General features: G+C 47.1%; 22 protein-coding genes and 8 pseudogenes. 16 read left to right on the plus strand and 14 right to left on the minus strand.

The window, feature by feature from the left end:
• The first annotated feature begins 206 nt into the window (after positions 1 to 206).
• The 9 genes and pseudogenes from A6U95_RS16355 to A6U95_RS31525 all read left to right on the plus strand — a co-directional run.
• Entirely contained in the window at positions 207 to 2,462 is a 2,256-nt protein-coding gene (locus tag A6U95_RS16355) for a TcfC E-set like domain-containing protein (RefSeq protein ID WP_065685220.1), read from the plus strand.
• Between the two features lie 35 nt (positions 2,463 to 2,497).
• Entirely contained in the window at positions 2,498 to 3,190 is a 693-nt protein-coding gene (locus tag A6U95_RS16360) for a hypothetical protein (RefSeq protein ID WP_065685221.1), read from the plus strand.
• A complete protein-coding gene (locus A6U95_RS16365; protein ID WP_083196391.1) occupies positions 3,159 to 3,833 on the plus strand; it encodes a hypothetical protein in 675 nt (224 codons plus the stop codon). The genes A6U95_RS16360 and A6U95_RS16365 overlap by 32 nt, the downstream gene beginning before the upstream one ends.
• Positions 3,834 to 3,848: 15 nt before the next feature.
• On the plus strand, positions 3,849 to 4,370 hold the full coding sequence (locus A6U95_RS16370) for a hypothetical protein (protein ID WP_083196392.1): 522 nt from the start codon (positions 3,849 to 3,851) through the stop codon (positions 4,368 to 4,370).
• Between the two features lie 55 nt (positions 4,371 to 4,425).
• The gene (locus A6U95_RS16375) at positions 4,426 to 5,520 is read left to right on the plus strand and encodes a hypothetical protein (RefSeq protein WP_139102386.1); all 1,095 of its coding nucleotides are present in this window, start codon (positions 4,426 to 4,428) and stop codon (positions 5,518 to 5,520) included.
• Positions 5,521 to 5,565: 45 nt separating this feature from the next.
• Entirely contained in the window at positions 5,566 to 6,219 is a 654-nt protein-coding gene (locus A6U95_RS16380; protein ID WP_065685224.1) for a LuxR C-terminal-related transcriptional regulator, read from the plus strand.
• Between the two features lie 210 nt (positions 6,220 to 6,429).
• The gene (locus tag A6U95_RS16385; RefSeq protein WP_065685225.1) at positions 6,430 to 7,368 is read left to right on the plus strand and encodes a LysR substrate-binding domain-containing protein; all 939 of its coding nucleotides are present in this window, start codon (positions 6,430 to 6,432) and stop codon (positions 7,366 to 7,368) included.
• 167 nt (positions 7,369 to 7,535) lie between these two features.
• Positions 7,536 to 7,784, plus strand: a pseudogene (locus A6U95_RS29855) (IS1-like element transposase); the annotation flags it as partial.
• Positions 7,785 to 8,059: 275 nt separating this feature from the next.
• A pseudogene (locus tag A6U95_RS31525) lies at positions 8,060 to 8,178 on the plus strand (type II toxin-antitoxin system RelE/ParE family toxin); the annotation flags it as partial.
• Positions 8,179 to 8,260: 82 nt separating this feature from the next.
• Here the strand turns inward: A6U95_RS31525 and A6U95_RS29860 are convergent.
• Both A6U95_RS29860 and A6U95_RS30365 read right to left on the minus strand, forming a co-directional pair.
• Positions 8,261 to 8,398, minus strand: a pseudogene (locus tag A6U95_RS29860) (PrpF domain-containing protein); the annotation flags it as partial.
• Positions 8,377 to 8,539: pseudogene (locus A6U95_RS30365) on the minus strand (IS6 family transposase); the annotation flags it as partial. The pseudogenes A6U95_RS30365 and A6U95_RS29860, both read right to left, overlap by 22 nt.
• Positions 8,540 to 8,671: 132 nt before the next feature.
• On the opposite strand from A6U95_RS30365, the gene A6U95_RS16395 reads away from it, so the two are divergent.
• Both A6U95_RS16395 and A6U95_RS16400 read left to right on the plus strand, forming a co-directional pair.
• Positions 8,672 to 9,493 carry a winged helix-turn-helix domain-containing protein gene (locus tag A6U95_RS16395; RefSeq protein WP_065685227.1) on the plus strand — a complete coding sequence of 274 codons (822 nt, stop codon included), beginning with the start codon at positions 8,672 to 8,674 and terminating at the stop codon, positions 9,491 to 9,493.
• On the plus strand, positions 9,490 to 9,957 hold the full coding sequence (locus A6U95_RS16400; RefSeq protein ID WP_065685228.1) for a hypothetical protein: 468 nt from the start codon (positions 9,490 to 9,492) through the stop codon (positions 9,955 to 9,957). The genes A6U95_RS16395 and A6U95_RS16400 overlap by 4 nt, the downstream gene beginning before the upstream one ends.
• A gap of 109 nt (positions 9,958 to 10,066) precedes the next feature.
• On the opposite strand, the pseudogene A6U95_RS29865 reads toward A6U95_RS16400, so the two are convergent.
• Positions 10,067 to 10,373: pseudogene (locus tag A6U95_RS29865) on the minus strand (hypothetical protein); the annotation flags it as partial.
• A gap of 266 nt (positions 10,374 to 10,639) precedes the next feature.
• Here A6U95_RS29865 and A6U95_RS16405 point away from each other — a divergent pair.
• The gene (locus A6U95_RS16405) at positions 10,640 to 11,476 is read left to right on the plus strand and encodes a winged helix-turn-helix domain-containing protein (RefSeq protein ID WP_065685229.1); all 837 of its coding nucleotides are present in this window, start codon (positions 10,640 to 10,642) and stop codon (positions 11,474 to 11,476) included.
• 63 nt (positions 11,477 to 11,539) lie between these two features.
• Here A6U95_RS16405 and A6U95_RS16410 read toward each other — a convergent pair whose 3' ends face one another.
• From A6U95_RS16410 to A6U95_RS30710, 9 genes and pseudogenes are all read right to left on the minus strand, one after another.
• Positions 11,540 to 12,055, minus strand: a complete 516-nt coding sequence (locus tag A6U95_RS16410) for a fimbrial protein (RefSeq protein ID WP_083196394.1) — start codon at positions 12,053 to 12,055, stop codon at positions 11,540 to 11,542.
• A 43-nt stretch (positions 12,056 to 12,098) separates the two neighbouring features.
• Positions 12,099 to 12,617, minus strand: a complete 519-nt coding sequence (locus A6U95_RS16415) for a fimbrial protein (protein ID WP_065685231.1) — start codon at positions 12,615 to 12,617, stop codon at positions 12,099 to 12,101.
• A 32-nt stretch (positions 12,618 to 12,649) separates the two neighbouring features.
• Entirely contained in the window at positions 12,650 to 13,687 is a 1,038-nt protein-coding gene (locus A6U95_RS16420; protein ID WP_065685232.1) for a fimbrial protein, read from the minus strand.
• Complete coding sequence (locus A6U95_RS16425) at positions 13,671 to 16,154, minus strand: fimbria/pilus outer membrane usher protein (protein WP_241810674.1); 2,484 nt, start codon at positions 16,152 to 16,154, stop codon at positions 13,671 to 13,673. Before A6U95_RS16425 ends, A6U95_RS16420 begins: the two co-directional genes overlap by 17 nt.
• Before the next feature lie 156 nt (positions 16,155 to 16,310).
• On the minus strand, positions 16,311 to 16,982 hold the full coding sequence (locus A6U95_RS16430; RefSeq protein WP_065685233.1) for a molecular chaperone: 672 nt from the start codon (positions 16,980 to 16,982) through the stop codon (positions 16,311 to 16,313).
• A gap of 277 nt (positions 16,983 to 17,259) precedes the next feature.
• Positions 17,260 to 17,781: a fimbrial protein gene (locus A6U95_RS16435; protein ID WP_065685234.1), complete on the minus strand. Its 522-nt coding sequence runs from the start codon at positions 17,779 to 17,781 to the stop codon at positions 17,260 to 17,262.
• A 270-nt stretch (positions 17,782 to 18,051) separates the two neighbouring features.
• Entirely contained in the window at positions 18,052 to 18,630 is a 579-nt protein-coding gene (locus A6U95_RS16440; protein ID WP_083196396.1) for a LuxR C-terminal-related transcriptional regulator, read from the minus strand.
• 14 nt (positions 18,631 to 18,644) lie between these two features.
• Positions 18,645 to 19,034, minus strand: a complete 390-nt coding sequence (locus A6U95_RS16445; protein ID WP_065685236.1) for a hypothetical protein — start codon at positions 19,032 to 19,034, stop codon at positions 18,645 to 18,647.
• 1,156 nt (positions 19,035 to 20,190) lie between these two features.
• Positions 20,191 to 20,401: pseudogene (locus tag A6U95_RS30710) on the minus strand (cold shock domain-containing protein).
• Positions 20,402 to 20,483: 82 nt separating this feature from the next.
• Here A6U95_RS30710 and A6U95_RS16450 point away from each other — a divergent pair.
• The 4 genes and pseudogenes from A6U95_RS16450 to A6U95_RS16465 form a co-directional block, all read left to right on the plus strand.
• Positions 20,484 to 20,714 (plus strand): annotated as a pseudogene (locus A6U95_RS16450) (JAB domain-containing protein); the annotation flags it as partial.
• Positions 20,715 to 20,797: 83 nt separating this feature from the next.
• Positions 20,798 to 21,193: pseudogene (locus A6U95_RS16455) on the plus strand (DUF4942 domain-containing protein); the annotation flags it as partial.
• Positions 21,194 to 22,040: 847 nt separating this feature from the next.
• Positions 22,041 to 22,286 carry a DinI-like family protein gene (locus A6U95_RS16460; RefSeq protein ID WP_198927302.1) on the plus strand — a complete coding sequence of 82 codons (246 nt, stop codon included), beginning with the start codon at positions 22,041 to 22,043 and terminating at the stop codon, positions 22,284 to 22,286.
• Between the two features lie 240 nt (positions 22,287 to 22,526).
• Positions 22,527 to 23,498, plus strand: a complete 972-nt coding sequence (locus A6U95_RS16465; RefSeq protein ID WP_065685237.1) for a hypothetical protein — start codon at positions 22,527 to 22,529, stop codon at positions 23,496 to 23,498.
• A 292-nt stretch (positions 23,499 to 23,790) separates the two neighbouring features.
• Here the strand turns inward: A6U95_RS16465 and A6U95_RS16470 are convergent, their stop codons facing one another.
• Together A6U95_RS16470 and A6U95_RS16475 are read right to left on the minus strand one after the other, a co-directional pair.
• On the minus strand, positions 23,791 to 23,994 hold the full coding sequence (locus A6U95_RS16470; protein ID WP_065685238.1) for a tail fiber assembly protein: 204 nt from the start codon (positions 23,992 to 23,994) through the stop codon (positions 23,791 to 23,793).
• 3 nt (positions 23,995 to 23,997) lie between these two features.
• Positions 23,998 to 24,222, minus strand: coding sequence for a hypothetical protein (locus A6U95_RS16475; protein WP_065685239.1), 225 nt, complete (start codon positions 24,220 to 24,222; stop codon positions 23,998 to 24,000).
• Positions 24,223 to 25,605 lie beyond the last annotated feature (1,383 nt).

A 25,605-nucleotide genomic window follows, 5' to 3' on the forward strand; every position in this document is an offset into this window, starting at 1 on the left:
ACAGAAGTCAAGATAGGGTTATATTTTTAACCCTATCATTCAATCGTCATCAGCGTTTCTTATAATGGTGATTTCGGTTTAGTGTCAGTTACCGTGTTATTAAAGCATTAAAATCCACTCAATAATGGATTGCTTAATTTAACCGGGTGTTTTGGTTAAGCAATTATTAGCGGCACTCTTTAATCTACTTATGGAACGGACTCTCCATGGCCAAAACTATCCCAGGATGGGCAACCGGATTATTGCTGTTGGCACCATCGGCAGCAACCTATGCAGATAATGCCCAAATTGAATACCAGGTTCCTGCGGGTTTTTCCGAGGCCGAGCAGGACAATTCCATGCAGTTTCTCGCCACGTTGGATGGCAAGCCTTTACCAGGCACTATCAGTTGGTCCGCGCAGAAGAACCGCCTGACTTTTGATGAAACACTGTTCCGCCAGAACGGTATTCCAACCGAGCAGATAGATCTGCTGAATAAAGTGTTGACGCAGATCCCCTACGCCGTCTGCCCCAACGGCTGCGACTATAGCATCAGCGGTCAGACCGTTTCTTTGGACAAGGTCAGGCAGTCACTCACCATCTCCGATGGCAAGCAGCGTTACGTGCGGCCACACACCATGATGGGGTTTATCCATAACCAGTCGCTGGATGTACGCACCGCGTCCAACAACTACCACTCGGTCTCTGCGATGGGCCAAGCCTATCTTGGCATGCCATTTCAGAGTTATGGCTACCTGAATTGGTATTACAACGAGAGCAAAAGTTACGATACCCAGACAAACGATCAGGGTATCAGTACCTGGTATTTGCAGAAGAACTTTTCCAGCACTTACCTGCGCAGTGGCCGTCAGGACAGCCGGGATTACGCGGCCGGCAGCATCAGCACCACTATCAGTCCGAGCTTTGACCAGTTTGTCACCCTCGGCAGCCAGGATAATCTCAAACGCGATAATCAGTCGGCCGGCAAGATGGTGCTGTTCGCCACCAGCGATGGTGACTATGAGATCTACCGCGATGGGCGGCTGATCCGCCGTCTACCAGCCACAATTGGCCGCAATGAAATTGACTTCAACCAGTTGCCGGGCGGCTTCTACAGTGTGGAAATCCGGCTGGTCAACCGCAATGGTCAAGTGGTTAGCCGCGAAAATCAACAGATTGCCAACCTGAACTATGGGGCGAATGCTGGTTGGTTCGTGACCTTGGGTAAGGAGCTGGATACCCAGGAAAACCTGGCAAGCGCCGGGGCCAACTTCAGTACCAACTGGTTTGCCATGAGTAGTGCGCTGCTCAAGGGAACGGGTAAAAAATGGGCGATGGAACACAATATCACCCGGCCCATGCAGATTGGTGATGTGGATATGACCCCTACCGCAGGAGTCATGGCGGGCGAGAAGAGCGTCGGTGGCTATGCCAGTCTGAGCGTTGGCAGCCCACTATTAGGCTACCTGAGCGCCTCGCAGTACCAGAACACCACGATATCTGATTTCTATCGGGGCAGTGACAGCACCACGCTGTCATACAGCCGTCAGTTCGGGGCGACGCGTATGGCTTATCACTACAGCCGTTTCGCGCGCAGCGAACGCCACCAGTTACAAAGCACCTGGAACTGGCGCGGAAATGGAGTCTGGGCGGTGATTTCTACCGGTTTACAGAAGGGAGGATTTGAAACCAGCAACAACAACTACGGGCTGTTTCTGAATACCACCATCATGTTGGACCGTAACACAGGTACTTTTAATGCCGCTTATAACAACGGCAAATTGCACACTGGCGGTAGCTATAGCCGTGAGTTTGAAGACGTCAACGGCACAACTTACGCCGGATTGGACTTCAGTGAAATCGGCCGCACCAACGCCATTGGTGTCAACGCCCGCCGCAGCGGCTCTCGCGGTGACGTATCAGGTCGCATCGGTGTAGATGACCGCATCACCAACACCAGTTTTAACTACAACGGCATGTTGGCGGCAAGCCGCGACGGTATTGCCTTGGGGCGTACCAGCCCGAGCGGTGCCGCGATGCTGGTGACTACGCCTGTGCTAGGGGATGTGAAGTACGGCTTCAAGGTTGAAGGCTCTCCGGTTGCCGGTGGCAGCACCTATGCGGTGCCGCTGGCCAGTTATCAGGATGTGACCTTCGCCCGCGCGCAGTCGGTGGATGCCAATTCAGATATGAACATTCGCCTGCCGGCCAACGTTCTTCGTGCTCACCCCGGGCAAGTGTACCCAGTGACGGCGGAGGTTGAAATGAACCTGCTGTATAACGGTTTTCTGATGGACAACCACGGGTTACCAGTGAGCGGTACGCTGCAAGAAACCGGCGATACCGTTTACCCGAACGGTCTATTCTCGGTAGCGACGTCAATGATGCTGCAGGTCGTCACCGTCAATGGCAAACAGGGGCGTTATCAATGCGATCTGAGTCAACGCCAGAATAACAACCGCTACCTCTGCCGGCACCTGTAAGGGCTGGCGGTTAACGCATGGAATAGAGTAGAAAAATGAAACCGATAATCAATCCACTGCACATCACTCTGGCGAGTGCCCTACTGGCTATGAGTGGGTTAACTCTGGCCGATGGCCAACTGATGGTGATGCCCGCACGCAGCACCGTTGAAGGCAATCAGAATCGTTCCGTGCAGGTCAGTAACCTTGGGGATAAACCCCTTTATCTGAAAATCGATATGGTACGTATTGAAAACCCCGGTGAGAAACCTGAGCGTAAAACGCCGATTGGCGAGCTCACCGTACCGGAAATGATGGCCAACCCGGCCAAATTGACCTTAGGCCCGGGCCAAAAGCGCGACATCAATCTGGTGGTGCTGAAAGCGCCCGCGAAAGAAACCCTCTATCGCTTATACATCGTGCCAATCAATAGCATCAAAGTGGTGGGTGAGAATAGCAAAGAGAAAATCAAGGCGCCGATCACCTTTGGCATAGCCTATGGGGTGTTAGTGAACCACTTACCCTCCTCCGGTTCGCAAACCCACGGCTGGGCTCATCAGTGCCAAACCGGTGGGCTGCAACTGACCTCTACTGGCAACATGCATACGCTGTTTAGCGGTTTGCAGGCAGTTCCGGCGGGCAGCATGCCTGATGAACAAAAAATCTTCCCGGGCTTACCACGCGTATTCCCAGTGAAAGCCCTGAAAGGCCAAGCCGATGGCAAACCCTTTGATCTGCGCTGCCCATAAGGCCGCCGCAGCGATGGTGCTCTGTGCGATCACATGGGGAACAGCCCAGGCACTGATTGATATCAGACCGAAAATCGTCGAAATGAAAGGCAAAGAGGCGGTAGTGAACGTGATCAATACCGGCGATAAATCCGAGTTTGTCGAGATTGGCCTGTTCGAACTGATTAACCCCGGCGTACCGCCAGAACAGGAACAGCTGATCCCCTTGGGTAGCATCAAAACGCCTTACCTGTATGCCGCGCCGTTCAAGCTGTCTCTGGGCCCGCGCCAGGAAAAACGTGTACATCTGAAGGCGTTGAAACAGCCTGATCAAGAAAAGGTGTATCGGCTCTCGGTTATTCCGCAGCAAAAGCTCAGCATCAGCGGCACCCGTGGCAATGTGATGGTGGTCAATCTGGGGTATATGGGCCTGGTGCGCCAACTGCCCACTAACCCTACCACCGCCTGGCAGCACTACTGCGGATCGAAAGGAATAGAGTTGGCAGCAACCGGCAACGTGCGGGTTGAGTTCAGTGAGCTGACGCTGGATGGCAAAGACGTGGACAGCTTTAACGTCTATCCCGGCACGCCGCGTCATATGGCTGGCAAAACATTACGCGGCAAGGCGCAGGACAAAACGTTTACCCTGCACTGTGGCGCATAAAAAGGAATGAGCACCATGAAGCTATGGCAACAGATGATAGCGGCAACGTTGTTACTGCCAGGAATTGCAGCAAATGCAGTTGACTCACCATTGGGTGGGGTGCCGATCACCATCAACCTGACCAAACTGCCACAAATTACGGTAGAAAAACCGGAGGGTGGCTGGTACGACACACTGGCGTTGGACAACAGCAGCGGTAGAGACACCACCCTTTATCAAGCTCAAGTTCCGGTGAAGGTCAGCATCCGTAATGAGCGCGATTTCAGCGTCACGCTAGTTAACCCGCTGATCCTGACCCACAGCACAACCCCCTCGCTGACGTTCAGCTCCGCGCTGGTCGAGTTTGGCAGCAGTGCGACTACGTTGCAGACATTAAGCACTACGCCGATGGATTTCAGCAATTCGATCCCTCTGGGAGATACCTCGGTAGGAAATTATCTCCTGTCAGTGTCAGCCCATCAGCCTGCAGGGGCTCGGGGTGATATCACTGGCGACTATGTGGGTGAGCTAATGTTGTTGTTTGAAGTCAACATATAACGTTTTTCCCCAGTGATGTCGGCGTTTTGAATCAGATTTATTTTATCAAGGAATTATGATGAACAGATGTTTTCTAGCGCTGGCCTTTGCTGGCATCTTTCAGCTGTGCAGTTTGCTCAATCCAGCGTTGGCTGGCGCGTGGTACCGAACCGATCTGTCTAGCTGTATGATTACCGATATAGGTAATCAACAATGGAAGGTGACTTTTAATATGAACACCATCGTCATGGGAAACGGACCCGCCATTGGCTCAGGCGAGTTTAATTACCTCGTTATAAAAATTCCAGCCATTTCTGGTAATGTCATGAGCAGGACAAATTTTGTCTGGAGTCCGGTACCGGTTAAAGATATCAGCCTGCCATCTGGGGTTGCAGTCCGGGGTACGCCTTCAATTTATGCCCCAGGATTGGTTCTCGCCCCACCAGGGTCGGGTCCCCTGTTACTCGTACCTTCAGCCGGGACGAAAGGGCGCGTGGAATTTACTATCACGCCAACAGCCGAAAATAAGGCTTACCCCGCGGCAGTCGTCTCTGTGCAAGCCCGCAATACAACCGGTGAAGGGGTGGTTGGAAACTACTGGTTCATACCCAACTATACCACGGGTAGCTGTTCTTTTGGTAGTGGGAGCAATCCCCCCGTGACCCCACCGCCAGTGACAGAGCTAATGCCTGTCGACCCCGAATTTACCATGAATTCGGTAGAGTGGATGCTGCAAACAACCGACGTGGGTGACATACCAAATGTCACCTCTGCAGGCACCGGCTACCCAGTAACGATTAACAATGTTAACAATAACAATCTGTGCGTGCGCTACGTGACGGCGGGAGTTGCCAGCAAGCAATATGCGTTAGCAGTTACCAATAGCGCCAGTTCACAAGCGGGGCGTAACCTGTTCACGCTACCGGGCCCAGATAGCAGCCAATTATTTTATAATTTGCAGTTATCGAACAATGACGGAAATACCGCCAAAAACTTCAACTTCCCGACAACAGGCACCCCAAACTATATCACTTTAGAACAAAAAAATAATTACTCGTCTGATCACAGTGAAATATGTTGGACACCAAAAATAAATCTATTCAAAAACTCGTCGACCAAGGAAGGCCTTCATTCTGACACGTTAAACTTTATTATTACCCCAAAGGCATAAATGATGTCAGGCGCACGGATAGGTGGTGTAACCCCAGGAGGTACCATGCAAAATAAAAAGATAATCATTCAATGTCCCTGCCATTTTACCCGCAAGGGGATTGAGGCAGTGTTGCACAATATACATCAGTTGGTTGAACTCGAAGTCATTGCCAGTTTAGATCGGCTTAGCCAATGTATCAAATTGCTAAATACGGGGCCTGCCCCAGACATATTAATCATGACCCTGAGTAGCATGGTGAACAACCCGTCATCTACACTTAGGTTGCTCGGTGAGTATTACCTGGCAAATCCAAAGGTAAAGACCATACTCATTAACGACATGGTGTCTTTCGGCGTTATGGGACGCTATATTTGCGAATTCAAGAATGTTTGGGCCATATTGGATACCTCAAGATCGGTGGAGACACTGCAACTTCAACTGCTAAATACTTTAGATCTTTTAACATACCGTCCCTCACCACGATACTCCACAACACCTTCTCTCACTCCACGTGAAATGGCGGTATTACAGAGGTTGCTGGACGAGCAAAAAACAGTTGATATCGCCTACGACATGCATATCAGCCCGAAAACCGTAAGCAGTCATAAACGTTCCGCACTGTTTAAGTTAGGTATTCGCACATTACAACCACTCATGTTCAAAAGCTACAATAGGAAAACTATAATCAACACCTTCTTATCAAACATCATAGAATAAACTTAAATCCCTGACGCGCCTTTACATTTTTGATAAAAACTATAATGCAATCATTAGCAGTAAAATTATGATGATATCAATAAATACCGAAATACCAAAAAAATAATACGATATAGATATTCCTATTTGCACGTCATCATAAAACATGGTATTTACATGACTTTTTTCCTTTCGTTTTAATAAAAATTGCAACACATAAAAAGAGGTAATATGAGATACCTACCTAAGCTGCAACAACTCCAAACGTTTCGAGCCGTTCTGCTGCATGGTAGTATCCGTACTGCTGCCAAGGCTCTGGGCCAGTCACAACCAGGAGTGACACGCAGCCTACAAGAGTTGGAGCAAATATTAGGTATTTCTCTGATGACAAGAGGAAGCACCGGTGTGGTCCTTACCGATGTTGGGCGACTATTTAATTCACGTATTGAATTAGTATTAAATGAGTTAGATCGTGCGTTGGACGAAATTGAACATCACAATAGTTCCACATCAGGTCACGTCACCATCGGGCTATCACTGCTACCTATTTTAACTATATTCCCTGGTGCGATAAAGCGTTTTAAAATAAAACACACCAAGTCATGCGTGACTAATGTCGAGGGACAAATATCCGAGCTATTGCCCGGCCTACGAAACGGCAAGCTGGATTTTATCATATGTTCCCATGCTCCTTTAGAATATCTGGGTGGATTGGTTCAAGAACCTTTAATTGATACCCAATACTTTATCTATGCCCGTAAAGGACATCCATTAGCGGGTTGTACCTCGTTAGTAGAACTGCAAGATGCTGAATGGTTTTTACCCCTAACCCAAATAGGCCATTATAATCAGTTAGAGCAAATCCTGTTTAAGTCCAGCAACAGTCAAAATAAATCGATCATGCGCGGAACCGGGAGTGTCGCACTGCAAATGGTGATGAAGGCCGATTATTTGACCATTGCAACTAGCCAGATGGTTCGCAATAATCTCTTCAAGCAGGATTTTTGTGTTATTCCGGTAAAAGAAATGCTGCCTGCTGCCAAGTTTAGCCTGGTTTATTCATCGGAGCGCCCTTTAACCCTGGCTGCTAAAGATTTGATGCAGGAATTCCATTTCGAAAGTCAGTGTTTTGATTGGAGCGAACCTATTGATTCCGGGACTGTTTCTTAGCCCTATTACACAAAGTCCTAACTATCTCCCAAAATGATCATAACCGAACGGTGAACTCGCGTTGCGTGCTAAAAATAATGTAATAAGCTGAAGGCTATTAACTGAAGCAGTTTTTCGGTCGTGACTCCGATTTAGTGCTGTTGTATTCTTTTTCTTTTGGATGACTGATGGCAAAGATTGATGTGGTTTGTCCCCGTTGCTCTGAAACTCAGGGGGTTATCCGGAACGGCCATTCCAGCTCAGGAGCGCAGCTCTATCGCTGTAAGCAGTGCCTGAAAACCTTTCAGCTCCAGTATCGCTACAACGGTGCTAAACCGGATACCCATCAAACCATTGTTGATATGGCGATGAATGGCTCCGGATGCCGCGATACGGCAAGGGTACTGCGGATAAGTCTCAACACTGTTCTCCGTCATCATTATCAGAGATAAGCCTGAAATCGTTACTGGCAACCTGTCTAATGGAAAAACCATTGCTTGCGAACTAAAAGAGTCCGGCACAAAAGGGACATACTACGAAGGGTGGTATATGGTTGACTGAATCTGCAAAAGTCGGCAAGTAATGATACCCGCTCAGCAACGACCACCGATTGGATTGGGTAAGCAGTTAGTCTAGAAAGAACTTTCCGCCAACTTACATAGCGTACTAAACATCTGGGGAACTCAATAGTTAACGAAACTTCACTATCTTAGCGTTCGACCCCGCACGTAAAACGATTGTTTTATATGCGGACTATATGAGAAATTTTTCTACAAACGTATGATTAAGATTGCAGACTCTGAGTTTAAATCGCATCTGAAATCACCGGAATGGCAAGAGACTGGGTCATGCGTCAAGACTTTCGCTGCGGTTGCTAACTTATGGAGAATGTTGAACTGCCATGAAAGCCGATAACAGGATCTGTCGCGGCCACCTGCCCCTGCTCAATGGCAAAAGGCCCGACCGCGCAGAGCATATTGCCGCAGTTAGGCGTGGTATCCACCAGCCGCTCTTTTACCATCACCAGGGCAAACAGATAACCCAACGATGCAGCGTTAAATGGTCAACGACAATACAGCGCTCTGCCATTAACTCATCCAGGTTGGTTGTATAAACTCAGTGAGTAAACCAGATACCAGTGGACGCACTGAGCAATATGCGGGTGACTGAAGACGTTTCGGATCAGAGACATGAGCAGTAACATCACAAAAACCATGTGACCTAACAGCGCCTTAATGCGACATAGCCAAAAATAGTTACGGGACACAGCCTAGTTTTGCACTATAATTAATTTAAATTTAAATAATAAAAAATTTGGTAAAGCATGTTAAAGCGATACATTATTGACTCAAACCTTGAGTTTTCCCCACAAAATTTCCAGTTAACTGTTTTAGATGGTGAGAATCTTACTATTACTCTTAACACTCCTGCCAGTCGTTGTCTGGAGCTGCTTATTGAGCGACGTTTTAATCTGGTGCCACAACGTGATTTTTATGAGTATGTTTGGGGAGATGAAGGTAAGGACATTTCCGTTAACACACTCTATCAGAACATTGCATTGCTTCGTAAGGCATTAAAAACCATATCAAAAAAATATGAAGTTATGATACTAACAGTCCCTAAGAAGGGTTTTAAGTTCAATGAAATTTTTTCTGTATTAGAAAATTTCGTCACGGAAGTAGATAACTATTCTTTAACTAGTGACATATCCATAGACTCCCTCACCAGCCACATATCTCATGAAGATATCGTAAATGGAAATAAAACTTCCCCATGGTGGCATAGAACAAATACAAAATTGAAGGTATCACTATTTTATGCCTTGAGTATTTTGGTTGCCATTACTATTTTGGTGGCTTTTAACTTCGTTCTTGAAAGGAAGGAGATATATCCATTGTTCTATTACACACCCTATGCAGATGGATCTACATGCAGCATATATGCTAATGCTAACAATAGTATGTTATCGAGGAGGATTCAAGAGATTAGCGAGTTAGGTGTCGATTGCGAAACCACACCATACCTCTATATCACTATGTTTAGATATAGTTCTCGCACCTCTGCAATTGCGTGCCGTCATCCTTTAGAAAACACCAGTTCACCTTTCTGCATTACTTATAACTTGATTGGGAGCAATGTGAAATGAGAAAGGAATTAGTAGCCCCCATCATTTTAGCTTCCTGCTTGCTACCTTTATTGATTTATTACATCTTCCTTGACAGACCGGATAAAGTAAATATCTCTTGCCATGGCACATTAGTCACCCAAAATGAGCTGATGTCCAGCAGGGTAAGAGTTTCTATATTCTTAACTGGGGAGCGTGGAAGAGTTAACTTTGACGGAATAATAAGCAATGAAAAAAACGTAAAAATCACTATCCGTAGAGCATCATCTTTTACATTACATCACTACGGAAATACCTATGCCATTGATAAATCCATTGCCTCAGAACTTCCAGGAAACATGGCTTCAACTGATTTATTGACGGGTATGTTTCCTGAATTCATGTTATTTAATGATAAGGACTACAGGCTTAATATGTACAAAGTAGGGAATGATGGCTACCTTTTTATGAGTGACAAGTTTGTTACACTTTATTGCGTCAGTTAATAAAACTGTAGTCGTAATTTCATTCGTAATTGCACCTAATATGATGGAGTTGTCCTTTGCGTATCATCTCTACCAGTTCGATACCTGCCAACAAAGTCTATGCCCCTTAAAAGGTTTTGAATGCCAGCGTGGGTCGCATTCGACGCTTGATACTTTGGTGCTCTTGCTCGACAAGGTTGTCAAGTATTTACTCTACCTCACCGTAATCGTATCTTCATCGGGTTTGTCGGTGTTGGCCCCACTTTTATCGAGAGTGAATAGTTAACAACAATACCGCGTTTTGCCATCATCTCTTCCAAGTTGCGTAAGCTCAGTGAGTAAGCCAGATACCAGCGAACACATCGTGTGATAACATCGATGGGGTAATGCCGATGACCAAAGACATTCCCGAACAAAAAATGCGGAATTAATATCATAAAGAACAGCATGTTACCATAACCCACCTTAATATGACACAACCGTTAAACCGCTTACTTACTGACATTGAGATGCATTATCTTTTGAGGGTAGGTCTGATGACTTAAAAAATAAATAAAACCGGCATGGCCGAAAGTGGTTACTTTGAATATGCTTAATAGACAAGCTGTCATGTGATTAAGGTCAAGCAGCTGTACGTTATAACTAGTATAGGCGTAAGGTATTTAAATTTATTTTAATTATACAATCAAAATTCTGGTGAAGAATGCTAAAAAGATACATCATTGACTCGAGCTTTGAGTTTTGTCCGGTAACATGTCAACTGACTGTTTTCGGTGCTGAAGACTTTGTCATTACTCTTCACGTACCTGTCAGCCGGTGTCTGGAACTGCTTCTTGAGCGGCGTTTTGATCTGGTGTCCCAACATGATTTTTACCAGTACGTTTGGCAGGATGACGCTAAAAATGTGTCCGTTGACACACTCTATCAAAGTATCTCGCTTCTTCGTAAAGCACTGAAAAGCATATCAAAAGAATATAAAGTCATGATATTGACGATCCCGCGAAAGGGATTCAAATTTAATCAGATTTTTTCTGTGCAGGAACAAATTGGTGAGGAAATAATCGAGTCGTCTTCAAATAGTGACATGCTGATAGAAAACCTTACTAAAGCCCTTTGCCATGAAGATAATGTTAATGTTTATCCAACTAATCCCTTGCAGCATAAAAAAAGTGTCAATTTAAAGAGTCCGTATTTTTACATGATGGTAACATTGGCTCTTATTGTCACTTTGTGGGTGACTTACTTGGCTTTTAAAAATAAGGAGTTATCTCCACTAAGCTATTACACGCACCATTCTGAACCTTCAGGATGTATCATATATACGAATCCTGCCAATTACGATTTACCTGGGAAAATAAAGTCGATTAGAGAGTTAGGGGCAGACTGTAAGGTCACTCCTTATATCTATATCACAGCTTTTAGCTATAGCACTCGTGTATCGGCTATTTCATGCGACTCCCCGATAGATAGCGAAGCATCATCTGACTGCACTACCTATAACTTAATCGGGGACAGCAATGTTCCGCCATCCCGACCTTAATGAGGTTTTTAGCGGATGCCTGAATCTAATCCAAACGTCTTTTATAACAAACCTGCAGATTATTCATTGATAAGTAAAGTCGAGCTGCATGGCCCCCTTGATTTGGCCTGCACCCATTTGGCCAGTGCTGTACAACCTGCTGACCAGAGAGAGGGTTGCGGTCCTGCTGGTATTATCCACGTCCAGGGTGACCCGGCTGCCTGGCCCTAGGGTTTGTTGAGTATTGCCATCCGCAATTTGTATCCCGACGTAGGGAGCCGAACCCAGGTTGGCATAAAGTGGCACGCCATCTGGCCCGGAGGTCGCGCTCCCCGTCAGTAACACGGTCGCGTGACGCGTGGTTATCGGGCACTGGGTGAGTAAAACCGAGAAAGGCTGCCATTCTCCCACGCTGCCCGCCACCAGAAAGTCACGGCTGCGGCCTTGACCAAAATCGATTGTCTGATTGGCGCTGTCAGTGTCAACAACGCAAGGGCTGGCCATCACGTTGCCACTGATAGTGAGATTGGAATCCTCTGCCAGACATCCCCAACTTGACAGTCCAGATAAAAGTAATAGGCCAAGAGTACTCAGTTTCATCTTACAGTCCTTTCATCACCCACCCGTGCTTTACTGCCGGGCTTTATCTATAGGTAAAGGTGGCCAAAACCGTGCCCGCGATACTCCCCGGCATCACACTGCCTGTAGCCGAATAGGCACGTGTTTTCAAGGTGAAAACGGCCTGCTTGGTGGTGGCGTTCACCGCGACGGATGCTTTTTTTCCATTGCCGAGATTGGTCCCGGCGTTGTCCGTCAGTTCAATAGAAAGATTGGTTGCCGCGCCGGTATTCTTATAGCGTGTCGCATCCTGCGGATCTTGGGTGCCAGACAGGGTCATATCAACATTGCTGGTTGATGCGGGACAACTGGCTAACGTGATCGAAAAGGTTTTCCAGGGGCTGTATGAACCCGCGGTACTCAAGGCGGTCGCCTGAATATCATCCAGTTTAATATTCATGACCGAGTTGGTCGCATCAACAACGCACGGCGAGGCAATGACATTGCCGGTAATATTAATGGTGCTGTTATCCGCAGCCATCACCAGCGGGCTGGCAAGAAAATATAAGCCGGTCAGCGCCATTCTTGATTTTGATAATTTCATTAATCCTCACAAACTATTCTATTAACGTTGATTTAAAGATAAGTAATACTCAGTGTTGCTGTTGCATTGGCGGAACCCGGTAAAATATTGCTCAGGGTTTGATAATAACGCGCTTTAAAAGGGAAGGTCTCAATACCACCGGCAGCGGTTTTCAACAACAGGCGAGAGCCAATGTTCAAAGGCGTATTGTTATACAAAATCTGCGCACCTACCCCTTTTGCTACCCCCGCACTCCCGGCGCCGGTTAATGCCAGCACGCTGGTATTGGCGGTATCCGTGTTTTGTGTCCCGTTCATGGTCACGTTGACTTTGGTACCGGCAGCACAATTGAGCCCCAGGTTAAAATCAACGTTACCCGTTGTTGAACCGACTCCGGTAAAGGCAGTGGCATAAACATTGCCCAGCGGGGCCGCCACCGTCGGCGTGGTCAGTGAACAAGCCAGAACCGACACACTCATCCCGGTAATATTGACCGGGACTTCGGGTTGGGCCCAACTGTCCACATTACCCAGGATCAATGACCCGACCTGTTGGTTAAGAACGCCTGACGACATGTCCCCTATTTTATAAAAAGTGACCGCCGCGCCGCCTATCCACGTCCTCAACACGCCCGAACCTATAGTGAACCTAAATGCCCCCTGGTTCACATTACCGTCTATATTATTACTAGTCCCAATCCATCCAGCGGGACCAACAGTTTCCGTCGTCCCTCCCAACTGTATCCCCAACCCGGGAAGATTGGTTTTATAGATACGGCCTCCGCCAGCCGTCATTCCGGAATAGACTGTCGCCGCCTTGATACCTAAATATTGCACCGCCGTGGGGTAGGACCTCCCTTCCGGGCAACTGAATAACAGCGTGATAGGTGAGGTAAACTCCGGTGCGGCCAACCGGGTACCGACAGGCACATCGCGCTGAACAACCAGCGTCGGGGCATTGATCGTGACACCCGCAGATTCGGTGTTACAAGCAAAGAAAGACCAGGCGTGAGTGCTGTATAAAAACAACAGCCCCCCCATCATCTTGACGATATTCTTCATTTCTTGGGTTCCTTTATAAGCAGCGGCCATTCATTATCTGAATGCCGTTGTCCGTTATATCCTGAGAGTGTTGCCTGGCTAATTGATAGCTGACCTGACATTGGCTATCGCCACCTTTACCCCATTGCACCCCTAGCTTGCCGCTCTCGGCCAGACCGGTCAGATAAACCTGCCCCCGGTCTCCGACGATAAAGCCGTTTTCACCCGGGTTGGCGGCGTCGCTGACCGTGGCACCAAACGGCACCGGTTCACCATTGGCACGGAGCAGCGTCATCATGACGCGCTGACCAATCTTGGTCTGATAGCGGGCAACCACCACCGCTCCGCGCGTCGGGGTAACCGTTTGGCTGGTGAGCTCCAGCTCAACATCATCAGGCAGTGAGGTGGTATCCAGACTGATGGCATTATTGCGATAAGGGCTGATATACGGCACCACCGCATAACCGCGACTGTCGGTTTTCACGCCACGGTTATTATTGATATCGATGCCTTTTGCTCCAGGTGCCTTAACCAGTGCGACCGTTTCACCCAGCGACTGGGATAGCGTGACGCCCCCCGCGTGAGCAATGACACCGCCCGCAACGCCATAGTTGATGCGCTGCTGATGACTGTCATAGCTATAGCCGCCATTAATCTGGCCGCTACCGCCGTCGTAGCTGGCCGTCAGGTTGCCATTACTCCGGCCGCCCTGTGTGGCATATCCCTGATTGACTCCCCAACTCAGATTGTTATTGTCCAACGCCGTGCCGCTGAGACCGACGTTATGCGTGGTCGCGCCCCCTTTGGTATTGCTCATGGCGTAATTCGCCCAGGTGTTACCCATCCAGCGATTGAGCGGGATATTCACGTTCAGCGCCAACACCCTGTCGGTGGCTTCACTGCGTGTGCCATTACTGCTGGCCGCATTTTTATTCTGGCTGTAGTTGATGCCATAGCTCACCCCTTGCCAGTTGTTGCTATAGCCAACACTCAGGGATTGCGTCTTTTGGCCGTTGTCCCAATACCCTTCATCAACCAGGCTCAATGAAAGGGAGCCTGCTGACTCCCCCAGGCTTTGGCTGATAACCATCTCCGCACGGCTGCGTTTATGCTGTTCGCCGAGCGGAGAGTTATGGTTGCTGTAGGTATCCAGCGTTTCCTGCAGGGTATAGAACCCTCGAGTGGAGTAGCGGTATCCGGCCAGGCTAAAGTTGGTGCCGGTTTCAACAAAACTCTTGCCGTAACGAAAACGCCATGATTGGCCATTGCGGGTGCTGTCATCGGATAAGGTTGACTGCGCCTCGGTAATATCCAGTGAGATGGCCCCGATACGGCCCATGTTCTTCCCTATACCGCCCGCAACCGATTGGTAATGCGCGGCACCCTGCACGCCACCGTAGACCGTCAGCCCCCAGGGCAGACCATAAATAGCGGTCCCCTGCGCAAACGCCGTCTCATCCACGCGGCTGTCTGAAGAACGGTAGTGACCGCCGGTCAGGCTGTACTTCAAGGCACCTTCACGCTGCAACACCGGCACAGAGGCAAATGGCACAATAAAGTTTTGCTCACTGCCATCTGCTTCGGTGACTGTTACGGCCAAATCGCCGCTGCCCGAAGTGGAATACAGGTCATTAATTTCAAATGCCCCGGGTGAGACATAGCTTTGGTAAATGACATAGCCATTTTGCCGCACGGTAACCTGAGCGTTGCTTTTGGCAATGCCACGCACGACAGGCGAATAGCCTTTCATGCTGTCCGGCAGCATCTCTTCATCCGAAGCCAACTGACCGCCGCGAAACGGCACGCTGTCAAACACTTCGCTGGGAGAGGTGCTGTCACCCAGTGTGAGTTGGCTGCGCAGGGCAACAATGTCACGTTGCAAATACGTGTTGATGGAGTTCCATTTGTCGCTGCCTTCATTGTCTCGAGCCCAGGTAGAGTAGTTGCGTAACCGCCAGGGGCCGATATTCAATCCACTGCGCAAATTTAAAAAGTAACTGTTGTTACTGTTGCCTTCGTCATGGGTTGCCCGGCTGTTAGAACCACTAAAGCTGTAGTTGGCCAACAGGGCCGAAATACCCTGGTCCCACTGTTCTGGTGGCACATATCCGCGCGCCTGCCGGGCTAGCGCTGCCTGTGGAATGCTGAAGTTAAGCTGCTGTTGACCAAAGCGAAACTCTGTCGAGGCCTGAGGAATAGCCGCTGATATGTCGGCGCAACCTTCCTTGGCCAGCCCTGGGAATGCCGCCACCTTGACACCCAGCCGTTCCAGCTCATCCTGATTAAGGCAGGGCTGCAGGCTTTGGTTGCCGCTGGCATCTTTTACCAGGGTAAAGTCCACTTCACGGGTTTCAATGAATTGGTCATTCAGCAAGATATCGACCCGGTATTTACCCGGCGCCTGGGTATTGCTGTCTTCAAAGACAGATAAATCAGCCCTGGCTTGAGGTGCGTTACCCAGTTCTAACAAGGCGGGGTCAAAATATTCCCGAGCCTGTACATACCCCATATCCGTCATCAGTAACCCTAACTGACAGAGGATCAAATAACTGAGCCGCGTCAAATGAACGCAGTGCCGGGTCCTGTTTACATATCCCTTGTTCAGCAGCTTTTCCATTTACTCGTTTCCAATATGTTGACGCAGCGGATCTTGAAAGTTACCCATCAGTTGGCTTTACAGTGAGGCCTGGTAAGCTTCACTGGTGCCACCGTAGTCATTGATGATTTCCCAACTGACTTGACTCCCGGCACTGACAGCAGGCAGCGTTATGGTTTGTGTGGCGCCGGGGGCAACCATCGGAAAGTCGGGAATATCTTTTGCACCGACTTTCACCGAAAAGAAGGTCACGTAATGGGCGGAGTTGTTGGTGGCTTTCAGGGTATTGCCGCTCCGCTGCCATTTGATGTCCTTTGCAGACTGCTCCAGCGTGCCTTTAATCCCTTTCGGGCGATAAATCAGCTTGATGCGCGTCTTCACTGCGATTTGTAACGTGTTATCCCGTTTTTCACTGGATGGAATAGACTTTATGTTCAACCAAAACAGGGACTCTTTATCTTCTGGCAGGTTTCCTCCTGCGCGAACGACACGTAATACGTTATTCTGCTTACCATCCAGGCGGAATAAGGGTGGCGTGATAATAAAGGGGGCTTTAGCCTCGCCGCCTTCTTGAGTGTCAACCCAGGACTGGATCAAATAAGGTGTTTTGTCGGGATTGCTGACATTTAATGCCGCTTCTTTTTTTGCCCCGTCATAAACCAGGCGAGTCCCGCCCACCACCACACCGGCGGTTGCACTAAATGTGGAGGTAAACAAACCCGCCAACAAGACTACTGACAATAACTTCATGTGTACTTCCTATCTGAGAATATGAATAAGTGTTGAATAAAAGATAAGCGCGTAGAGAGGGACAGACCGGCTTATGCTTTAGTTAACGCTCATTGCGCGTAATGACACGGCACATAAAAATGACGCTTTGGTGTTAACGAAGAACGTGAACAATGTGGTTTTTCAGTCCGGGTACCAAGTGCTGTAAAACCGGGTTGGCGGTCCTGGTTAAAGCAGGTCGGTATAAATACCGACCTGCTTTCATCAAGAGATCTTTGCCAGGCAAAGAAAATCCGGATTAATTGTAAATAATAGAGAACTGCACCGACGCGTTCGCAACACCAGGTTGGATATCGGCGCTCAGCGCTTTATAACGTGCGGTGAAATTCAGGTCGGTTTCAGTACCTACGCCCGCGGTCAGTGTATAAGGCGCGGAGTTGGTGAATAAATTAACCACCTTCTGGCTGGCGTCAGACAACTCAATGCCTACGCCGCTTGCGCCACCTGGGGTCAAGGCCAGCACGCTGTTGTCATTGTCAACACTGGTCCCGTCAAACTTGACGGTGGCCGTTGTTGCACCTGCAGGGCAGTCTTTCAGCACCAGCTTGAATTGGGTTGCGGAAGAATAGCTGCCTGCGCCGCTAAACGAGGTTGCAGCAACTTTACCGAGTGTCACCTGCAGGTTTTGCGCAGTACTGTCGACGATACAGGCAGAATCCGTGATTTCACCGACAAAATTTACCGTGCCATCGGCGGCATAAACAGACGATGCCAGAACACCGGAAGCAACCAAGGCGAGCGTAATTAAAGTCTTTTTCATTTTTAAATCCATTAAAGTATGTGATAAGTACATATTGGCAAACATAGTGTTGCCCGGGTGGTATAAACAACCTCACCATTGATAGCGCACCAGTATTTCGCCCATGTAACAAGGCTATACTTTTTGAGCAATCATTGTGTCAGGTTGGTAAAAATAGCGTCACTTGCTTTAAATCAACTACCGCATCTTTAAAATCCTTTTTATTTCAATTGGCGGAAACTTAGTCAGCAACAGATATCCTCCGGTAATTTAAAAAACATTGACAACCGGTTAATGAGATCTTTGCATTTGTAGCCTGTTCTGATAGCTTCCGTAGATCAGTATGGCCCGTGAATTTAATCCCGTGAGACCCAGCTTCTTTAATGCATTCAACTTATGGGCGCTGACAGTTTTTTCAGATATTCGCATTTCTCTGGAGATGGCATGGTTTTTTTTACCTTTTAATAATTTATCCATGATCTCCACCTCACGAAGCGTCAGATCTTTCAAACAGTCCTTTACCTTCAGATTCAAGATGTATTTTATGATGCGTGGAAACTCATGTGTCGCCGTTTTTTTTGACAGAACACCATCAGCCCACATATCGGATGGCGTGTGTCCATCAATCATTTGAATGACACGCCTGTTCTCAATCCCGGCAAACAGCAGCACATTATGGATCAAGTTTCTATCGTTAGATGACAGTAGAATGATGTCGTTCTGCTGCGAGTTAACAGGGTAATTAAGTTTATGTATATCAATGATGGCCACTTGGTATCCTGATTGCTTCAACAACGCATCAGCTCCCAATACAAAATAGTTATCATCAGAAATTATAGTAATCATACCTTGAGTTCCATTGCTTAACATCAGGATTCTTTCTCTTACATTTTTTCACCATAAATTAATGTGATGATTTCTTTATCAACAATGTAACCCTGAGCTCTCACGCGCACAATAAAGTGAGCGGGAATACCAAAAGCGCAAAGCTTTTGAGTCAGTGTATTGATGACTTGCCATAGTCGTTGTCTGGAGGAACACAACCCTTGAGCATCCCAAACATTTAGCATGATATCTTCATCCTGGATAATGTGTTGTTGCGCATTATCCAGGATGTAGATTAATAATTGCATCATGGTTTTTCTTAAATGCACTACTTTGATGCCAGAGGCTTCTTTATCTTTATCAGAAACCTTATAGACCAGGCATTTATGCCGTATATCCACATAGATATCGCAACCAATGCGATAGCCGTGTAAAGTCCTTTTCCCCATGTGTAAAACCTCAAACAACGCGCACCGTCATACCCTACGCCATGCATCCTGATTAAGCGGACCTATTTTAAGGCTATGAAATACGACTTTTCAAATTGATTTGAATAAAAGAAGTTAAACCCACGCCTCGTGAACAAAATGGTTTTTTACTCTGCTTTATGCAATTCATGAAAGATCTTACACTGCATTTTATGCATCAAATCAATACTATCTCCTGAAAACAAACTGAAATTATCATTGATACATATACAACATAATTTGCATGTTTTTTAGTTAAATAAACTACATTTTCCTGCGTAGTTATCATAGTGCAGGCATCATTGCCCTTATCTCGCTACTCTTGTGACAGGAACTGTAATGCACGTCTTTTACTAGTCTGCTGCCCGCCATCCCTGGTTCGCTGTGAAAAATATTACAATCCAAAAGATACCAATGATAGCTAAATCCGTTAAATCAGAGTCTAAATCAGACTAGGATTGTTCTTACAGATTGATTGCCGGGAAAAATAAAGTTGAATAAACCAAACACACAAATCAGTATCCAATTGAAATATATGAATAAAAAAACAACAACGTCCAGTTGGTTGAATTTGATGCACAATAACTGGCCTTTGAGGTTTACTCATAGCTAACGTTCAGATTCACTGTCCGCATTGGTAGTCTGCTCTGGCCGTAGGCAGAACCCGAAAAGCTGTGACAGACTTTGTTGACACGTTTTTCTGTTCGCATCCCCTCCATAAAGCCCATAAACAAAATGAGGATAATCCCTTTCATTCGCTAATATGCTTAAAGGGCACTAACAGGGAGAAAATCTAATGAGAAGTGTAAATTTATTTTCCTGTGACTTATATTTATGTAAAGTTTACATTAACTTTACCTGATGACTTTGGTGCGAGGGCACGGTGTTTGGTTGGAAAATAGTCGTTAGCTTGATGTTTTTGGCTATGATTGGGCATGATCTATTTGCACTCTTACTCTCTCTCAGACAACTGTAGGTAGCGATTTTAAAAAATATTAGCATTTTAATCATACTCTTGATTTTTCCATACGAAAAAGCCCGCTTTACGAGAGCGGGCTTTGATCGCTTTGGCTGAACTGCTCAGGCTATTTTCCCTCATCGCTATGTCTAGCTCCAGCGCTAGCAAAATTAGCGATCGTTAAAGCGCGAAATCATTACCAGCGGAAGAACCTTTGGTACCATTTTCAATATAAATTTCCACGCCTCCCTTCATCTAAGATTTTAAAATCGTTACTTTGGACTGCAGATAAATGCACGAAGACATCTTTGCTACCATCAGCCAGAGAGATAAAACCAAAACCTTACCCTACATAAAACCTTTCTACTAAACCAGTCACTTTATCAGACATAGATACTTACTTTAATTTTGAGCCACTCAATGTATAACGGGATGCCGCAGCAGAAATCCTTTTTCTTCAACCAAGGCTTATTATCTATCCTCGCGAAGTCGTGATCCAGGCATTACACCACCAGACCGCTGCGGTGGCACTGGCGCACAATCACCCTGCTGGAGATCCCACGTCCAGCGAAGCCGATCGCTCACTGACAGATCGCCTGGTGAGTGCGCTGGATTTGGTGGGGATCCGTGTGCTGGATCATCTGATCATTGGCGATGGTGAACCGCTCTCGCTGGCAGAGCGTGGCACTGACCCAAACCGATGACACCGAACACTATCAACATGTAACTCTAGCTTATGCACTGCGAAGCAACGTCCTCTGGTCTGTTGTCCAGAGCATACCGAGAGATCAACATCTTCAAGTCGCTATCTTGGCATTACAAAACCAACAGCCCGTGCCGCTTTGGCAAAAAGGTGATCGTGACCAATCTGGTGAGTTATAACCAATGGGGATTTACGCTGAACCACAGTTATCGGCGTGAACAACTGGCCGATCTGGAGAGGATGTTACATTTACTCGATGGCAAGCCGCTGCCTGATAATCGTAGCGATCTCACCACTCGGCTTTATGAGCATATCCGTGCCAATCCGCAGATGGCGAAGGTGTATGAAGATGAGTATTTTTCGATCAAATACTTTATGAAGGACTCGGCACATCTGACGTTTAGGAAACCGGGGCTGGTTGAGACGATGAATGACATCGTGGCAAAGCATTTTCCAGGGATGTTAGCATCGCGACTATGATGACGGAGAGCAGATTAGCCTCCCAATCTCACACAAACCTCCTGCTACCTCTCCCATCCTCGCCCATCAATGGAGCCGGCAGACCGCGCTGTGAATAACGGAACACTCAATTACCTGTCCAACGCAAGGCAAACAAGGACAACTGCAGTCAACATCCAATGGCATACTAGATGACATACTGAGAAACGCTCAAAACGAAAAACCCCAAGCCTTTTGAGCTTGGGGTCATTCATAATATGGCGGAGGAGCAGGGAATCGAAATAAACACTTATATAATTGATATATAACACTTTACATATAATTAAAAATTAAATTATACACACGACTATACACAGCGAATTCCTCCTTACCTGAGTAGTGCTCCTGCATCGCAAAATAGCTCATTTATCAACCATAAATTTAACACTCGATTATGGATTTTATTTGCATACCCCCCTGTGTAAAGTTTTGGGGCCAGTTCGCCTCTACCTGCTCTACCTTTTTGACCAAAGCCAGACAGGACAAGGCTTGAAGCAGTGTAGAGGGGCAATTTTTTGCCTCTACTAACGCTCTACCCACCTCTACCTAATTGTGCTAAAAGTAGACGATTATGAATCTGAATACCCGGTATTCAATTATGAGGTGTTGCTTTGAAGAAATATGACGATTTAGTCGCCGATATCTTATCCGCTGTCGATGCTGCGGTAAAAGGTGAAGACCACCAGCGGCTAGAATACTCTTTTAGAGGGTGCATGCATCGGATCGGGTTTGAAACTGCCTTCTTTCCCGTATGCCCTCAAGAATTTCTCCCACCAGAACGACAATCCAACTCTGGGCTTAGCCGAAATCAACCCTGGAAGCGCTAACAATGCTGCATGTTGAAGTGACTATCGATAAGAAAAAGAAACTGCCGGAGGGTGCCGCCGATGCGCTGACCACTGAACTGAACAATCGCCTACAGCGAAAGTTTCCTGACGCAGTGGCAACCGTTCGCTTTGCAGGCATGGATGGACTATCAGTAGGTAGAGCTACACCAGCAGACAGGGAAGCGAACGAGGAAATTTTGCAGGAAACTTGGGAAAGTGCGGATGATTGGTTTCAATCGGGTTATTGAAGCGAAATATGAAGAAAGCCTCAACCATAGTTGTCTAGGCTTTCTATTTTTAGAACGCAAAATTCAGCACTAGGCTGGCATTCATTTTTCATGGTACATGATTAGACTTACTTTATTATTCATGTATGAAAATTATGGCAATTGCCATTGACAGCTGATTTTACCGTTGCGAGTATAACACACGTCTAATTTAAAATAGACTTCATCACTAACAGTAAAAACCATTATTAGGAGTTATGCATGTTTGAAAAATTCACTTGGAACGTAAATAGTGATCAGGTGTACAGTCAGAAATATGGTTCACAATTCACTAATATGAATACTATCAATGGCCTTGACAAGGCTGTCGGTAAAACGTTCACAATGAATGCAGGTTTCCACCAGTATGTAGTCAAACCATCTGAGGACATCACTTCTATATACTGGGATGAATCCTCTGTTATTGAGGTTCTATCAGGAAGGTTTGTGTTAGATTTCTCTCGGGGGAAAGACTCATCAGCTATTATCCGTGCACAAAATATAAAAATAGGTGGAGCAAAGGATTTAGATGCCAGTTTTGAAATCCAAGGATGCTATAATTTTCATACAGATGGTAGCATAAGCATCAAATCTAATGGGACATTATATATTAACTCTTTACAAAACCATTTCCGTTTTGGAGATGTGCACCAAACTGTCAATCTTGAAAATAATGCAAAATTATCTATAAGCGCTAACAACACCTCTGCCACCACCTGTTTTGTCAATGGTCCAATTGAATTAAATGATGAATCATATGCAGAGCTAAAAGTAGCCACTTTAACTCATGATGAAAATACCATTTACAGTTTAAAAGATAGTGCAAATTTATGGGTTTATGCGGATGAAATAACATCAACAAAACAAGAAACAATATTCAACTTGCATTCAGGAAAAACACAAATATCAATTTGTGGTTTCACGAATGAGTATTGTGACATAACATCACTAGGCAAAGGAAATGCTGACACCCCTAAAGCCCGTTTCAACTTCACTAAAAAAGATGGAAAAAATGAAGGGCAAATTATACTGTCTTGCTCTTTCAATATGGGTGAAACAGAGACAAACCTTGGTGCCCTAATGTTCTGGCTTGCCGCAAATGAAATGCTTTGTATAGATGGAAATCCTGCCAACATCAGTGATTTTAACTTTAATTTTGATAATGATTTTTTAGTCATTAGTCTTAATAACTAATATTCTCGACACTCGGCAACGTGACAACACGTTGCTGTTATTTTGTATGACCTCTCTGCCCAAGTAACATGAGGTACAACCTCAAAAGTCACACGACTCAACAATACGCAGTGCTTCTCATTATTTTTTATTGATATGGTTATTTTGCGTTTTTATTTTTCCGCCCGCTTACGTAGTAGAGGACACGGTGCGACATTCTTTTGCCCCAGCTTTGGGTGTCGCACCAACCTATGATGGTACGCAGGGATGCAGGGCAAGGCAAAAAACTCAGCTGCATACCGCCACCCAATAGTTAAACCTTCCCTGTCGGCATCGCCGGCCACTTCACTTTACCCGCCTTCGCTACATCTACCCGGCTCAATAGTACGCTGTAGCGCTCCCAGGCGTCGAGCTGGACCTTTTCCTCATCGGTGGCCATGTCGTGCTTCACAGCCAGTTCCAAGGACTTCATCGCCGCATAGGCTTCTTCAAGTAGGTGCGCTTTACGTGACGCCATACCCTACCGGGTTTCCTCTATCGTTGGCGGTGGACTATCGACCCAGGCGGGTCTCTTGCCCTTACTGCCGCGCATCTTGCCTTTCGGTGGTTGGCCGGTGAATTCGGTATATGTCTCGTCGATGGCATCTACCAGGTCGGTCGGTAACGTGCCAGCCTGTTCGTAGCTGTCGGGCATATCTACCGGGTAGAAACCGGCTGTTGTCGCTCTGAATTTGTATGTGTTCATGATTAATATGCCACCGCCCTCCAGTAAATCATGTGTTCTTTCTTCCCATGCACAAAGTTAAAACCCGCATTATCATCCGTTAATGTGTGGTGACTTGCGGGTTATAGGTTGCATACCCTTGAGCAAAGTTTCGTAAGCGTCGTTAAATCCCCACAGTGATCTGCCGCGGGGTTTAAGGTAGGGTGATTTTCCAGGGCAGCACCGAAGTTTCCTGTGATTCCTCACTATTCTGGGCTCGCGTCAATTGGCGGAACCGGGCCGTTTGTTAGGCCCTTCATTGTCGCTAATAGGACGTAAGGTTTGCTGTCACCTGCATTTCGTATGGCCCCGGTGGCTGAGATAGATTTCCGGTCGTGCACAGTGCCGGTGTAATTTGTAAGGGATAAGTTGCTGTTTTGAGTGTCTGACCGGTCGTTACTGTAGCCACATTATTTGTATCTGATCCATCTAAGGTGACGAGCCCATTGGTGTTCACATCGCAGGACGGGTTCCCTGTCTTTGAGAGAGTGAGGTAGAAGGACTTCTGCGAGTCATGGTGCATTTGCTTACCCCCACCAGTCGTAAACGCTCCCCCGGATGCTGTAAATTTGATACCCACGGGTATGGCGACACCTGAGGAGTTTTTGCCGTCGCAGGTGGTGGTAATCGTTAAAGGTGGGCCAGCTACGTCCGTAGCCCCCACGGAGACAGACGGGAAAGTCGAAATCCCATTGTTTTCGGATGCAATAGAGCATGTGAATCCTGATGCGACCAATTTCATGGGCAATTCGATGGGCTCGAGTGTCCCTCTGGAGTAGGTTCGATCAGAGGCAAAGAAGAACTGACCAGGAGCGGATGTGTTGGTCCCAAAGTTGCCGGAGCGAGCAGCGGAACCGGCATACGTATTGGTCGTGACCGTGCCTTGGAGGAGAGGTGCTTTGTTACCGTTTAAGTCGTTACTTGCGGGGGTCCCGTATGCTGGCCGTTTGGTTTGTTTAACGGCGCATATGCTACCAGGGTCGAGTTGGAAGGCTATATCCCCGGTTGTTGCTGTCTGGGCACCGGACACAGACCAGTATACATCAGGAGAACAGAGTTCTGGGTAGCGGGGGTCGATATTCATGCGAATGACGGTCGTGGACGCGTCATTCTGTCCAGTTCCGCCGCGCACGGTGAGGGTGACGGAGCCGGCCTCGAGTACGGTATAAGTGTCATTGCCAAGGTTGTGTATTCCATAGACGCCGGGTTTACCTTCCACGGGTACCCCCCACACCTGGCCATAACCCGAGTCTCGGTTGGTTGAACCAGGACCGTATTGGCTAGTTCCTAGGTATACCGGGTCGGTACTAGAGACATAGTTGCCCATTCCCCCGCCTAGTCCACACTGGTTACTGCTATAAGAGC

Source organism: Serratia sp. 14-2641 (assembly GCF_001692375.1).
GTDB classification, from domain to species: Bacteria; Pseudomonadota; Gammaproteobacteria; order Enterobacterales; family Enterobacteriaceae; genus Chania; species Chania fonticola_C.